13 protein-coding genes and 1 riboswitch are annotated in these 13958 nt (G+C 43.4%); of the genes, 11 read left to right on the forward strand and 2 right to left on the reverse strand.

What is annotated here, in order from left to right:
- Positions 1-183: 183 nt before the first annotated feature.
- From spoVAC to lysA, 8 genes are all read left to right on the forward strand, one after another.
- The gene (spoVAC, locus tag ACPUYX_RS18950) at positions 184-651 is read left to right on the forward strand and encodes a stage V sporulation protein AC (RefSeq protein ID WP_426381171.1); all 468 of its coding nucleotides are present in this window, start codon (positions 184-186) and stop codon (positions 649-651) included.
- A gap of 65 nt (positions 652-716) precedes the next feature.
- Positions 717-1724, forward strand: coding sequence for a stage V sporulation protein AD (gene spoVAD, locus ACPUYX_RS18955; RefSeq protein WP_426381172.1), 1008 nt, complete (start codon positions 717-719; stop codon positions 1722-1724).
- Positions 1725-1737: 13 nt separating this feature from the next.
- A complete protein-coding gene (spoVAE, locus tag ACPUYX_RS18960) occupies positions 1738-2100 on the forward strand; it encodes a stage V sporulation protein AE (protein WP_426381173.1) in 363 nt (120 codons plus the stop codon).
- A gap of 49 nt (positions 2101-2149) precedes the next feature.
- Positions 2150-3646 (forward strand): spore germination protein, encoded by a 1497-nt coding sequence (locus tag ACPUYX_RS18965; protein WP_426381174.1) that lies wholly within the window; start codon positions 2150-2152, stop codon positions 3644-3646.
- Positions 3647-3668: 22 nt separating this feature from the next.
- Positions 3669-4730, forward strand: a complete 1062-nt coding sequence (locus ACPUYX_RS18970) for an acyl-CoA dehydratase activase-related protein (RefSeq protein ID WP_426381175.1) — start codon at positions 3669-3671, stop codon at positions 4728-4730.
- A complete protein-coding gene (locus tag ACPUYX_RS18975) occupies positions 4672-5823 on the forward strand; it encodes a CoA protein activase (RefSeq protein ID WP_426381176.1) in 1152 nt (383 codons plus the stop codon). The genes ACPUYX_RS18970 and ACPUYX_RS18975 overlap by 59 nt, the downstream gene beginning before the upstream one ends.
- Positions 5807-6832, forward strand: a complete 1026-nt coding sequence (locus tag ACPUYX_RS18980) for an acyl-CoA dehydratase activase (protein ID WP_426381177.1) — start codon at positions 5807-5809, stop codon at positions 6830-6832. Before ACPUYX_RS18975 ends, ACPUYX_RS18980 begins: the two co-directional genes overlap by 17 nt.
- Positions 6833-6944: 112 nt before the next feature.
- Positions 6945-7135, forward strand: a riboswitch (Lysine riboswitch).
- 110 nt (positions 7136-7245) lie between these two features.
- Positions 7246-8580 (forward strand): diaminopimelate decarboxylase, encoded by a 1335-nt coding sequence (gene lysA, locus ACPUYX_RS18985; RefSeq protein ID WP_426381178.1) that lies wholly within the window; start codon positions 7246-7248, stop codon positions 8578-8580.
- Positions 8581-8629: 49 nt separating this feature from the next.
- Here the strand turns inward: lysA and ACPUYX_RS18990 are convergent, their stop codons facing one another.
- Together ACPUYX_RS18990 and ACPUYX_RS18995 are read right to left on the reverse strand one after the other, a co-directional pair.
- Complete coding sequence (locus ACPUYX_RS18990; protein ID WP_426381179.1) at positions 8630-8995, reverse strand: hypothetical protein; 366 nt, start codon at positions 8993-8995, stop codon at positions 8630-8632.
- Positions 8996-9086: 91 nt separating this feature from the next.
- The gene (locus ACPUYX_RS18995; RefSeq protein WP_426381180.1) at positions 9087-9386 is read right to left on the reverse strand and encodes a hypothetical protein; all 300 of its coding nucleotides are present in this window, start codon (positions 9384-9386) and stop codon (positions 9087-9089) included.
- Positions 9387-9557: 171 nt separating this feature from the next.
- Here ACPUYX_RS18995 and ACPUYX_RS19000 point away from each other — a divergent pair, with 171 nt between their 5' ends.
- From ACPUYX_RS19000 to ACPUYX_RS19010, 3 genes are all read left to right on the forward strand, one after another.
- Positions 9558-10640 carry an LCP family protein gene (locus tag ACPUYX_RS19000; RefSeq protein ID WP_426381181.1) on the forward strand — a complete coding sequence of 361 codons (1083 nt, stop codon included), beginning with the start codon at positions 9558-9560 and terminating at the stop codon, positions 10638-10640.
- Between the two features lie 221 nt (positions 10641-10861).
- A complete protein-coding gene (locus ACPUYX_RS19005; protein ID WP_426381182.1) occupies positions 10862-11203 on the forward strand; it encodes a hypothetical protein in 342 nt (113 codons plus the stop codon).
- Between the two features lie 182 nt (positions 11204-11385).
- The gene (locus ACPUYX_RS19010; protein ID WP_426381183.1) at positions 11386-13935 is read left to right on the forward strand and encodes a CBS domain-containing protein; all 2550 of its coding nucleotides are present in this window, start codon (positions 11386-11388) and stop codon (positions 13933-13935) included.
- The last annotated feature ends 23 nt before the right edge of the window (positions 13936-13958 follow it).

Below are 13958 nucleotides of genomic sequence, written 5' to 3' on the forward strand. Positions count from 1 at the left end.
AAAATGTGTTTGAAAAATAAAGGTAAAGAATGTTTTCGCTCAATAACCATAATTTTCCTGCATGCTTTTTATAGTATTCTTGGCAAGCTCTGTCGAAATATCTGCATAAAAATGGAAATAATAAGTATAATTTACTCCGTTTTCATTAATAATACAAATTAGTCTATAAAGGGAGGGAGCTGAATGCCTAATCAAACGCTGCGCAAACCCGCCATTTCAATCTCACCTGAAGAATATAAAGCACTAGCGCAAAAATACACTCCTAAACCAACGCTTACTAAAAATATTTTGCGGGCTTTTTTTGTTGGCGGTCTGATTTGTGCTTTGGGACAAGTGATAATAAATATTTTTTCCGGTATTGGGTTAACTCCAAAAGAGGCCTCAAATGCTGCCACTGCCGCAATGATTTTCTTAGGCTCCCTGCTCACGGGGCTTGGAGTTTATGATGAGATTGGAAAATTTGGGGGAGCCGGCTCTATTATTCCTGTCACAGGTTTTGCCAATTCTATTGTTTCACCGGCGATGGAATTTAAACGCGAAGGCTACGTTCAGGGAGTAGGGGCGAAGTTGTTTACCGTTGCAGGTCCTGTCCTCGTATATGGTATTGCGGCCTCCATCATTATTGGCGTTTTAGCTTATTTTTTGCATTAAGACAAGAGAAGTAATTGCTTTAAGAAGCTTTGAAATCTGGGTATGAATGGGGATGAACACATGACATGGGTTTGAAAAGAGCGGGTAATCAGACGGTGCTGTTTGACAATCCGCCGGTTATTTTATCGTCTTATGCCGTCGTTGGGCCTAAAGAAGGAAAAGGCCCCCTTGGCAAAACCTTTAACTCTATCTGGCAGGATCAGCTGAACGGCGAAAAAACCTGGGAATTAGCAGAGAGCAAGATGCTTCAAGAAGCTTTGCAAGGGAGCATCAAACAAGCAGGGATCGGAAAAGAACAAATTGACTTTATGTTAGCCGGTGACTTACTGAATCAGATTGTTTCTTCGAATTTTGCGGCTCGGCTAATGGCCTTACCCTTCATTGGAGTTTATGGAGCATGTTCTACCATGGCCTTAAGTTTGGCCCTAGGCAGTATGCTGATTGATGGCGGATTTGCCGAATATGTGCTGGTGGGAGTTTCAAGTCATCATGAGACGGCAGAGCGCCAATTTCGTGCCCCAACGGAACAGGGGACACAAAGGGCTATGAGTGCTCAATGGACTGTTACCGGAGCAGGAAGTGTTCTCCTGGGCAAAAAGGGAGCCGGACCAAGAATTACTTCAGCAACGATTGGAAGAGTTATTGATTATGGAGAGACCGATGCCGGCAATATGGGTTCCGCAATGGCTCCGGCAGTCGCCGATACGATTCTTAATCATTTTCATGATTTACAGTGTACAGGGCAGGACTATGATCACATAGCTTCTGGGGATTTAGGAACTGTTGGTTTAGCTCTGGCCTGTGAGGTTCTTAAACAAAGCGGTGTTGATACGGGGACGGAATTTACAGATTGTGGCGTCAGGATTTTCGATTCAACTCAGGATGTCCATGCCGGCGGCAGCGGATGTGCTTGTTCTGCCGTTGTTTTTGCCGGGGATTTGATGCAGAAGTTAAAGGCTAGAGCCTTAAAACGAGTTTTACTTATAGGCAGCGGGGCCTTACACAGTCCCACTTCTGCGCTGCAGGGTGAATCGATCCCCGGGATAGGTCATGCCGTTGCTATTGAAGCATGAAAGGAGTCTTCAGATGTTTCATTTGATATTCCCGGCCTTTATCGTTGGTGGACTGATCTGTGTTATCGGGCAGTTAATGATGGATTTAACGAAACCATCCTTTACACCTGCTCATGTCTTGGTATCGTTTGTCACAGGGGGAGCTGTCTTGGGAGCTTTAGGTGTATATGAACCTCTCGTTAAGTTTGCCGGAGCCGGAGCGACGATCCCTTTATCTGGATTTGGTTATAGTTTAGCTAAAGGCTCTATTGAGGCTGTTGGAAAACGGGGTCTAATAGGCGCCTTGTCAGGCGGCGTCGAGGCAACGGCGGTTGGAATTGCCGCTGCTGTATTTTTTGGCTATTTGATGTCTATAACCTTTAACCCCAAGGGATAAGTCCTTTTCCCTTCGCCCATAAAAAATATCAAGATAAAGGGAGGTTAGTATGAGCAATATTTCAAGTGAAAAAAACGTTCCTGTAAGTAAAAATTACCAGGAAAATGTTAATTACTTAAATCAGGAATTAGGAGTCCCGGATAGTTTTGACGTTGTTGTTCGGGAGATGTCGATTGGCGGTAAAAAGGTAGCAATTTACTCCATTAATGGCATGGTTGACACCCACGTTGCCAGTTATATTCTCGATGCCTTGATTGACTTGGAACGCTCTGATCTTATCGTCAATGCCCTGGACAAATTAGTGAAAGGCCGAATTGTTAATTTACAAGTTACAGAAGTCGAAACAATGGACAAGGTATTCTATTTTGTTTTGTCGGGTCCCATGGCAATTTTTGTTGAAGGGCAAGAAAAGGCAATTATAGTAGATTTGAGGACTTATCCTGCCCGTCAGCCCCAGGAACCGGATATCGAACGTGTTACCCGAGGATCACGTGATGGATTTGTTGAGACACTGGTGATGAACACTGCCTTAATTCGCAGGCGTTTGCGTGACCCAAAACTGCGCATGAAATTGGTGCAGGTTGGAGGAAGATCAAAAACCGATGTCTGCATCGCCTATATCGAGGATATTACAAATCCGGAGATGGTTCGAAAAATTCAAGAAGATTTGCAAGCGATTAAAATTGATGGGATTCCTATGGCTGAAAAAAGCGTTGAAGAATTTATTCTTGGGAGTAAATTTTGGAATCCTTATCCCCGGGTCAGGTATACAGAACGCCCGGATGTGGCAGCTATTCATTTGCTGGAAGGTCACGTTGTTATTCTTGTTGATACGTCTCCATCGGTTATTATGGCACCAACGACCTTTTGGAGCCATCTCCAGCATGCAGAAGAATATCGGCAAGAACCTATTGTTGGCGCTTATCTGCGCTGGATACGATTCGCCGGGGTATTCGCTGCCTTATTTCTCCTTCCGCTTTGGCTGGGAGCAGCTCTAAACCCTCAATTACTTCCGAAAGGACTTCAGTTTATCGGAGTTTCCAAGGTGGCAAAAGTTGGTCTTTTTCCCCAAGTGGTATTTGCCGAATTTGGTGTAGATCTTTTACGAATGGCCGCCGTTCACACTCCGGCCCCTTTAGCGACAGCCTTAGGCTTGATTGCTGCCTTTATGCTCGGAGATATCGCAGTTAAAGTGGGGATGTTTTCTCCGGAGGTAATTCTCTACGTTGCCATAGCTACAGTAGCCACTTTTGCAACTCCGAGTTTCGAGCTTGGTTTGGCCAATCGGCTGGCGCGTTTGTTCATTATCGTTCTGACAGGTCTCTTTAATTTTTGGGGATTTTTGGCCGGAACAGTACTCGTGCTCTTTCTTCTCTGGAGAACCAAGTCCTTCGGTGTCCCTTATCTCTGGCCGCTGCTGCCCCTAAATTTAAAAGCTATGGGCACCGTTTTGGTACGGTCACCGGTTCCAATTAAGAACACACGTCCAAGTGTCTTAAAACCTCAGGATCCTATCAGGCAGCCGGAGGGTAAAACAAAAAAATGATTAGAGAAAGGATGCCAAGAGAGTGAAAATAGGGTTTCCACGTGCTCTTTTTTATTATGATTATTTCCCTTTTTGGGCTGGCTTTTTTTATCATCTTGGCATAGAGGTGGAAACATCTCCTCCGACGCAGCGTCAGATTATGGAGGACGGCCTTAAGAAAACCAGCGATGAAACGTGTTTGCCGCTTAAGCTTTTAGCGGGACATATTCAGGCCCTAAAGGATGTTGATGCCATTTTTCTGCCTCGAATGGTAAGTATGGAGGAAAATACATATAACTGTCCCAAGTTTCTTGGGATTCCTGAAAGTCTTCTTTCTGCAGTTCCCCCCGAGATTCCTGTTCTAAGTGCAGTGATTAATTGGCGCAAGGGTCAGCGTCAAGTTCTTAAAGATCTGCAGATTTTGGGAATGCAGCTTGGCAAAAGCGGGGCAGAGATCCATAAAGCGTTTCTGGAGGGGCAGGAATGGCAGCAGCATTACCAGGACTCTCGAGGGGGAGAATGGGATTTCGAAGAAAAAATGCGGGAAATAGAGTATGTTACGAGACAGACAACAAAAACACGATCCCAAAATTTCTCGGTGCAGCTCAGCGAGAACCATCAGAATTGCCAAAAGGGCTTAAAAATCACCTTAATTGGCCATTCCTATCTTGTCCAGGAATGCTATGCCAATCTAAATCTTCTCCAACGCCTGAGAGAACATGCGGAGGTGAATCTCATCCAACATGTTGAACGGGAAGACGTTGAAGCGCATCTTTCGGGATTACGCAAGAAACTTTTTTGGAGCCATGCTAAACAAATTTATGGTGCCGGGAATAAATTTGTTGAAGATCCAACAGTAGACGGGATTATTTATTTAACTTGCTTCGGCTGTGGTACCGATTCAATGGTGCAAGAATTATTAGCTCAAAACGTTAGGAAGCATCATAAGCCTTATATGGTAATAACCCTCGACGAACATACCGGCGAAGCGGGATTAGTAACTCGCCTAGAAGCCTTTCTGGATATGGTTGAAAGGAGGAAGGTTCGTGAAGGTTACGTTTCCGCATATGGGGAATGCGTGGATAGTCATTCAAACACTCTTTGAATCTTTAAACATTGATGTCGTTGTACCTCCTATGAACAGCAAACAAACATTAACCTTAGGTGCAAAGTTAGCCCCCGAAGCTGCTTGCTTGCCTTTGAAATTAAATTTGGGCAATTATATTGAAGCAGTTCGAGATGGTGCTGATACAATTGTTATTACCGGGGGAATTGGTCCTTGCCGCTTTGGCTATTATGGAGAGATTGAACGGCAAATCCTCAGAGAAGCAGGGTATCATTTCGATGTCGTGACCCTAGAGCCGCCGGATGGCAGTCTAAGGGGACTGGCGCAGCGAATTCGGTATTTAGCCGGAAAGAAAAATTCTTGGGCTTCAATTCTCAAAGCTCTGCGCTTTGCTTACCTTAAATGTGTTGCTCTGGATCAAGTTGAAGATATGATTCATGCCGCTAGACCAAGACTGGCCGATTCTCAAGAAACGGAAAGGCTTTATGAGGAAGGTAAAAAACGCTTGGCTCAGGCTATGACCGTCAAAGGGGTCCAAGATTCGGTCCGTTCGATACGCCAAAGCTTGTGCGATCACCAAATGGCTGGAAATAATAATGCTGATAAGCTTCATAAGCCTTTGCGTATTGGAATTATCGGTGAAATATACACGATTTTAGATCCCTTTACCTCCGTGGGAATAGAGGAAGAATTAGGACGTCTGGGAGTAGAAGTAGATCGATCGATTTATCTTTCAGGGTGGGTAGGAAATCATATTTTTCAAGGACTTGCTCCTGGTTACCGTTCAATTCGTTCCTATCCGAGTCATGCCAAACCTTTTTTGTCTCATTTTGTTGGAGGGCATGGTCAAGAGACTGTTGGAGCTGCAGTTAAATTCGCGAGGGAAGGTTTTGATGGGATTATTCAACTTTTTCCCCTTTCTTGTATGCCTGAGATAGTGGCAGCCAGCGTATTGCCAAGAGTCCAAGAAACCTATCAAGTTCCCATTATGACGCTTATCGTCGACGAGCATACTGGGCACGCTGGAATACAAACACGTTTGGAGGCCTTTGTGGATTTATTGGAAAGGCCCAGCCTCAGAGGCATTTCAGAAACTTCTAGAGAGGGTGTGTCGGTTGTTGGGGAACGATAACTATTACTTAGGCGCTGATGTAGGATCTGTTAGCACGAATTTAGTATTGCTCAGTGAAAAAAATGAAGTGGCTTTAACGCTCTATCTGCGAACTCAAGGACGGCCTATGCAAACGATCCAGGAAGGAATTAAGGTTTTGAGGTCAAAGATTGGGAAATCTGCCAAAATAATCGGTGTAGGTACAACTGGCAGCGCTCGTCAGTTAGCGGCAACGTTATTAGGTGCGGATGTCATTAAAAATGAAATTACTGCTCACGCTGTAGCTGCCTCCAGAGTTAATCCTTCAGTTCAGACCATTCTGGAAATCGGAGGTCAGGATTCTAAAATTATTATCCTTCGTGATGGGGTTGTTTCTGATTTTGCCATGAATACCGTTTGTGCCGCAGGAACCGGATCATTTCTTGATCAGCAAGCGGCCAGACTTGGTATACCCATTGAGGAGTTTGGTCATCTAGCCCTTGAAGCTGCAAGTCCCGTTAAAATAGCCGGGAGGTGTTCAGTCTTTGCCGAATCAGATATGATTCACAAACAGCAGCTGGGGCATGCACTGCCGGATATTTTGGCCGGACTCTGCCAAGCGATGGTTCGCAATTATTTAAATAATGTCGGCAAGAACAAGGATATACGAGGGCCAATTTTCTTCCAAGGGGGTGTGGCTGCCAATCCTGGTATTCGCAAAGCCTTTGAAGAGGAGCTTGGCCAACCCATTATAGTCCCGGAACATTTTGGCGTGATGGGTGCTCTAGGAGCTGCTTATTTGGCACAGGAGAAGGTAGGAAGGCAATCAGAATTACGGACAAGGTTCCGAGGGCTACAATTGGGTGAAACCCAGTTTAATGCTCGAAGTTTTGAATGTTCCGGTTGTGCCAATCGCTGTGAAGTTGTTGAGATTCTGCAGGAAGGATCAATTTTGGCGCGATGGGGAGATCGCTGCGGAAAATGGGCCAACGCTGTTGGCAAGGGTACCTTTAAGGGCAAATCCCAAGAAGACGAGCAACAAGGAGCATAAAAGAATAGTCAGAGCCCCGAAAAATTTCCAGGGAAATTTCCGGAAAAATATTTTGACCTTCCATTAGAAGTTTGGTATACTGAAAAAAATTTCATATGCCTCATCTCTTTGGAGGTGTGGTAGAGGCGCGAATGACATAAGTACTATGGAAAAGGTTGCGGCAACTGATGAGACCATAGAAAAGGGGATTTCGCCGAAGCGCAAAAAGCAGCGTGATTTTTGTGGCTGGTTCTACAGTCAACAACTGTGGGACTGTCATACGATAGGTTTATGAAGACTATCGTATGGAGAACTACTCCCAACAGGAGAAGAGGGTCAATGTTAACGTGCAGTTGTACGGCAACAGAGGACCTCCTTCTGTTGCCGTTTGTATTTTATTAACTAGAGAAGGAAAAGTAATAGGAGGAGAGAATATGAGGCTGCACGGTACTCAACGAGTTAATGAACAGGGACATTTGGAAATAGGCGGGTGTGACACCATATCATTGGCGCAGGAATTTGGCACACCTCTTTACATTATGGATGAGGCCCATATTCGGGAAATATGCAGACGATATTATCTATCCTTTATTCAAGGAATGAAAAATGCCGAGGTGATTTATGCTTCTAAAGCGTTTTCCACCTTGGCTATGTGTCGGATCGTAAACCAAGAGGGATTAGGGCTGGATGTTGTCTCGGGCGGAGAACTGCATACTGCTCTGCAGGCAGAATTTCCTGCTGAGCGTATCTATTTTCATGGTAATAACAAATCTGCAGTAGAATTGGCAATGGCCATTAAGGCCGGCGTTGGACGTATTGTTGTTGATAATTTTTATGAAATGAGTCTTCTCAACGAATTGGCCGAAGAATTGCATGAATCGGTCAACATACTTCTGCGAGTGACCCCTGGCATTGAAGCCCATACTCATGAATACATTCAGACAGGACAAATCGACTCCAAGTTTGGATTCACCCTTACGAACGGAACTGCTGACCGGGCTTTGGATTTGGCATTATCCTCTTCCAACCTTGTTGTCAAAGGAATTCATGCCCATATCGGGTCGCAAATATTCGAATTGGAATCCTTTAGTCACGAAGTCCAGATTATGATTCAGTACATGGCAGATATTCACAAACGGACCGGGTACCTTTTGGAGGAATTGAACTTAGGCGGAGGATTTGGAATTTACTACGCTTCAGGTGATGAACCTGCACAGATTGAGGACTATGCCAAAACTGTGCAAAATGCTCTTGAAAATGCCTGTCAAAGTTATCAATTTCCAATTCCTAAAATTATCATTGAACCCGGACGTTCTATTGTCGGAACGGCGGGTACTACCCTCTATACGATTGGGTCAATTAAAGAAATTCCCGGGATACGTAAATATGTTGCTGTTGACGGGGGCATGGCGGATAACCCGCGTCCAGCTCTCTATCAAGCACGCTATGAAGCTGTTTTGGCAAATCGTGCCGGTGAAGAAACTGCTGAGGAGGTTTCGATTACAGGGAAGTGTTGCGAGTCCGGCGATATGTTAATTTGGGATATTAATCTGCCCAAAGTTGAATCAGGTGACCTGTTAGCCGTATCTTGTACCGGCGCATATAATTACTCGATGTCTTCCAATTATAATCGTCTTGCCCGGCCTGCTGTTGTCTTGGTTGAGGGTGGCAAGGGTGATGTGATTGTGAAACGTGAAACATATCATGATTTATTGAGAAATGATGTTCTCCCCGAACGTTTAACCCACTTGCCTATAGCTAGTCGCTAGGACTGAAGAAAGGATCCGTGTACGTTAATTCGTATCCGGGTCCTTATCACTAATATCCTTTTTGAGGTCGGACTAAGGTTAAATCAAGGGCAACTAAAATAAGAATGGCAATCAAAATTAGGGTCAGACCATTGGGGGAAACGGGCCTTGAGTAAGCGTTATGAGGAACTAGAACTTGGGGATAACCTAAAGGCAGCGGCGGTATGCTTCCTAGGATAGAAGGCCCGTAAGGATAAGATTGATAGTAAGAGGGTAAAGGTGTTGACAGAGGGAAAGAGGGTTGGGAGTTATTAGAATAGGGTAAATAATTTTGTTGAGTCAAATAGTGATTAGGATATGAGATGAGATTGTTTTGATGAAAGAGTAAGGGGGCTCTCATTATAGGTCCATAGATACGGGCGTTACCAGGGTTCAATTCTGTTCCCCCTTTCCGATAAATTCACCCGTTGTATTACTTTTAATCAGGTATGCTGGGGTGTGACATGAAGTGTCACACCCCTCTTCTTTTACTCTTGGGACTGCGAAGGGTTTAGATTCTGGCCTTCAAAATGATGGCTGCCTTTGTGGAAAAGTCGAACCGATTCATGCTCTGGAGACCAGGCTTCATTTTCGTAGAGGAACTCCGGAGGCGCTGACTGAACGTGTAACAATTTACTTCTAATACTACCTGATGCTTTAGGCTGATAATCATTGGCCAGTGGTTCTTCTTCAAATGTTGTATTTTCGGGTATCTCCAGTGAAGCATTCTCGTCTGAAGTTGAAGCAGAAGAAAGGGATCTTAAGAATAGTCGTCTTAGAATTACCATAACTATACACCTCTTAATGGCATTATATGTATTTCTTTGGTTAATGTACCAAGTGGATTGGATTAAAATCTATAAATTGCTAAATATTACATTTTGCATAAAGAATATTTCTAAGGAGTTTGTTTGATCCTAGGAAGTAGAATACATAAAGTTTTTGTGAGGTGGACTCGGGTGCAGAGAAACAAATTCGGATTATTATTCCGAGTCTGCAAAGGATATTGCCTGCTTTTTTTGTTTGGAATAGTTCTCGGAGCAAGTTTTGTGTTAGGTCCGTTAATTTTTAGTCACATTTCTAGTGAACAACGGCCTCTGCAGGCAGCAGAACCTAAAGAAAACAATTCCTCGTTAGAAAAAAACAATCAAGATTTCACATCACAAGACGCTCAAGGTCAGCCGGATTCAGAGCTTAAGTCAGATTTAGGCCCTAATCTTAACCCCGGATTAAACTCTTCACCTCAGGGATCGTCCTCTCTAACCGATAATCGGATGACGATCCTTTTAGTGGGAGTGGATCGCCGCCCTAATGAAAAATCGTTAAGTAATACGGATACTCTTATTGTAGCCAGCATCGATATCCAGAGCGGGAAAGTTGCTCTCGTTTCAATACCTCGCGATACCCAAGTCGTTATCCCGGGGTACGGTATGAATAAGATCAACGCTGCAGCTCGAATCGGCAATGGACTTAAGACAACGTCGGAAATCATTGAGCAGTTAATTGGCCAAAGAATTGATGGTTATGTGCTGACGAATTTCACGGGATTTAAGGAAATAATAAATACTTTGGGTGGCATCACGGTAAATGTTGAAAAGGATATGTATTATGTAACTGGAGACAAAACAGATGGACTTATTAATCTCAAGAAGGGGATTCAGCGTTTAAATGGAAACCAGGCTTTACAATACGCCAGGTTTCGTCAGGATGCTTTAGCCGATATTTCCAGGACCTCGCGTCAACAGGCTGTCTTGAAAGCGTTAGGGCAGGAATTCTTTCAAGTTCAGACGATTCCCAAGTTACCTCAGTTAATCCCTCAACTTATGAAATCAGTGGAGACCAATCTCTCCATCAGCAAAATATGGGCCTTATCCAATGTTCTACTCCGTACCGGAACCCCTAAAATATCTTCGCAGACATTACCGGGGGACTTCTTGACAGAAGATGGAATTAGCTATTGGAAAGTTGATCCCCTGAGATCCCAGGCTGTTGTCCGCCGATTATTGACAGAAGGAAAGACATCCTCCGTATTTTTTAAGTAAGAAGAGATGTTGCAAAGAAGTATTTGCAACATCTTTTTTAATGCTTTAGGGAATTACATAAATCTTTGGACAAAGGTTAGAATCATTAATGATGACTCTCTGCTTGAATTATGATGTTTTTAGACCTTCTTGAAGAGCCGACTAAGGAAAATCTTGTGATTTTCGCTAAATAGAGATATACTATTTAAGTTATTAGAAGGCAATTATTTGGAGGGTGAATATTGGAGAAGCTATTTGATAAGTTGAAAGAATACTTACACATGGATACAGAAATACCTTTTGAAGAATTTACGGAGTATTATCGAAATTTGATCGCCGAACTCAACCAAACTTTTAGTGACATGGACAAGGATAATCGCCTTAAAGCACTTTATATTTGTTCTATTGTTCAGTCTAATGCTGATGCAAGGACTAAAACAAATAAATCAAATGCGAAGGCTTATAAAAAAATTAGTGCTAAATGTGCTTTCTGGGCTGATGCGATAAAATTCCATTTAGGTAAAGACGGTCTTTCTGCTGAAGAAATTGAGAAAGCCACTGAAGAAATTAATAACAGCATTTAAGGGAATTTATAATACCATGCATTTATAAAAAACTCCGCATTCCTTACGTCTGCGGAGTTTTTATATTCTATTGCTGCCCTTGCTGCTTAAGCTTATGAATTAAGCAACAAGTTGCTGTCCCTGGTCCATAGATGATATAATTTAACAATGAAACTCAAAAATAAAGAATTTAGGGTGTCGATATGGATATCATTTTGGCTCATCGTCAAATCGATTTTGATGCTTTAGCATCAATGGTAGCCGCTCAAAAGCTATATCCAAGCAGTGTTTTGGTTCTGGACGGAAAGCCAAACGTTTATGTTCAGGACTTTTTAGCGTTATCCAAGGATCAGCTGAGGTTTCTTAAATCATCGGAGGTCGACATAAACGACGTTTCTAAGGTTGTTCTGGTGGATACCCATGAATTAAAGAGAGCCGGTATGCTTGGTGAGAAAATATCTCAAACTCCAGGTATCGAAGTGGAAATTTATGATCATCATCCTTACAATGGCCCCATAAAGCCCGGGATGTTTATAGATCATGTCGGATCATGTGCAACATTGCTGGTTGAAAAACTGGCAGGATTTGGCTTACCATTAAGTGCCTTTGAAGCGACATTAATTGCTATTGGGATTTACGATGATACTGGGAGCTTATTATTTGATAGTACGACGGTACGTGACGTTCGTGCTGTAGCTTATCTGCTTGAACAAGGCGCAAATCTAGGGGTTATCGCCGAATATCTGCGTAAACCTCTTACTGAAGAACAAAAAGAGCTTCTTCAGCAATTGCTTGATCACGGACAGACGGAATTTTTTGAAGGCTTACCTGTTTATCTTGCCTATGCTGAAACTGAAGAATATGTTGGAGGACTTGCCTTGTTGGCTCATCGGGTGGGAGAACTTGAAGGCGCAGATACTTGGTTTTTGTTGGTTAGAATGGATGAGAGGGTCTATATTGTTGGCCGTTCCAGAGGAAGAGGACTGCCGGTCAACCGTTTGGTAAAGGTATTTGGGGGAGCAGGACATGAAAGAGCTGCTTCGGCAACTATTAAGGACGGCAATCTTGAGTCAATTCTAAAAAAACTGCGCTTAACCATAAAAAGCCGCGCAACTCGTCCTCATTTAGTACGAGACATGATGAGTTATCCGGTTAAAACGGTTTCTCAGGAGACTCGTTTAGGTGAGGTTGAAAAGATTCTTCTGCGTTATGGTCATACAGGGGTTCCTGTGACTGAGGATAAGAGTTTGGTAGGAATCATTTCGCGGCGTGACGTAGAAAAAGCGGTCAGGCATGGACTTCAACATGCGCCTGTTAAAGGATTTATGACGAGAAATGTTGTGACTGTGGATTCAAATGCAACGTTAGATGAAGTTCAAAGAGTGATGGTGCAGCACGATATTGGGCGGCTGCCGGTTGTTGAAGACGGTGAATTGGTCGGTATCGTTTCCAGATCCGACGTACTGCGTTTAGTTCATGGCGGGGCGGTTCCCTTCGAAACACAACTTGTTCGCGAACGCAGCATTGCTATGCGTCAGGACATCTTAGATTTGATAGGACGATTGCCCGTTAATGTGCAAGGAATCCTTGAAGCTGTACGGGATACAGCTCAAGAGGAGGAATGTTCTGTTTATCTTGTGGGAGGGTTTGTCAGAGATTTACTGTTATCAGTCCCTACCCAGGATTTAGACTTTGTCGTTGAGGGAAACGGAGGTCAATTTGCTCAAGCTTTAATAAAACGTTTGCCGGAAGGAAAACTAACTCAGCACGTGCAATTTGGTACAGCTCAAATTTCCTTTCCTAACGGGAGCCATTTAGATGTGGCAAGTACGCGAGTAGAGTACTACTCTTTTCCAGGTGCTCTTCCTCAAGTGGAAGAGTCCTGCTTGCGTGATGATTTATTTCGGCGTGATTTTACAATCAACTCCATGGCGATTTGCTTAAATTCTGAACGTTTTGGAGAACTCGTTGACTATTATGGTGGTAAGCGGGACTTACAACAAGGAAAGATTCGTTTTTTACACAATTTGAGTTTTATTGAGGATCCTACTCGAATGCTGCGAGCCATTCGTTTTGCTCGACGTTATAACTTTAAATTAGCCAAAGAAACTTTGGAAGCTTTATTTACGGCCATTGAGACGGGAGTTCTTTTAAAGCTCAGTGTAGAGCGGTTTACGGAGGAACTGTTTATTATCTTTCACGAAGATAACTATCTGTCAATGTGTCAGACTCTCATACGAAGCGGTTTGTTTCAAGCATGGTTTGGAGAGGACTATAGTTGGAATTTTAATAACGATGATGATCAGGAGAGTCTTAACTGGTCCATAAACATAAGATGGTTGAGCGGCATTTCTAAAATGGGGCCTGAGGATATTGAAAAAATAATAAGCCGCTTGAGCCTGAGCAAAACGCTGCGTGAAGAAACACAGATTCTTGTTCATTTGCAAAGAAAACTGCAGGAGACACTAACCTTAAGGGAATTAGATCAAGTATTGAGCAAAGTTCCTAACGGGGTTATTACTGTTTTAGAACGTGATGAGCGCTTTCAGCAATCGATTAAGGATTATCAGGAAGCTGAACATCGGATTCGCATGACCCTTGACGGAAAGGCTCTCTTACAGATGGGGTTCAAAGAAGGACCGAAAATTGGGGAAATTTTAGAACAGGTGCGAACAGCTTGGCTGGAAGGTCAAATTCATTCGCCTGAAGAAGAACAGGAAATCGTTCAACGGTGGATTGAATCCCAACGTTAGAGGAGGTAATTCTTTGTTTGGAT

It is taken from the genome of Desulfosporosinus sp. SYSU MS00001, assembly GCF_049943955.1.
Lineage (GTDB): Bacteria > Bacillota > Desulfitobacteriia > Desulfitobacteriales > Desulfitobacteriaceae > Desulfosporosinus.

Excerpts from the sequence above, each read along its gene's own strand:
- ACPUYX_RS18965 (WP_426381174.1), top strand. The coding sequence starts at position 2,150 with ATGAGCAATATTTCAAGTGAAAAAAACGTTCCTGTAAGTAAAAATTAC.
- spoVAE (WP_426381173.1), top strand. The coding sequence starts at position 1,738 with ATGTTTCATTTGATATTCCCGGCCTTTATCGTTGGTGGACTGATCTGT.
- ACPUYX_RS19010 (WP_426381183.1), top strand. The coding sequence starts at position 11,386 with ATGGATATCATTTTGGCTCATCGTCAAATCGATTTTGATGCTTTAGCA.
- lysA (WP_426381178.1), top strand. The coding sequence starts at position 7,246 with ATGAGGCTGCACGGTACTCAACGAGTTAATGAACAGGGACATTTGGAA.
- spoVAC (WP_426381171.1), top strand. The coding sequence starts at position 184 with ATGCCTAATCAAACGCTGCGCAAACCCGCCATTTCAATCTCACCTGAA.
- ACPUYX_RS18995 (WP_426381180.1), bottom strand. The coding sequence starts at position 9,386 with ATGGTAATTCTAAGACGACTATTCTTAAGATCCCTTTCTTCTGCTTCA.
- spoVAD (WP_426381172.1), top strand. The coding sequence starts at position 717 with ATGGGTTTGAAAAGAGCGGGTAATCAGACGGTGCTGTTTGACAATCCG.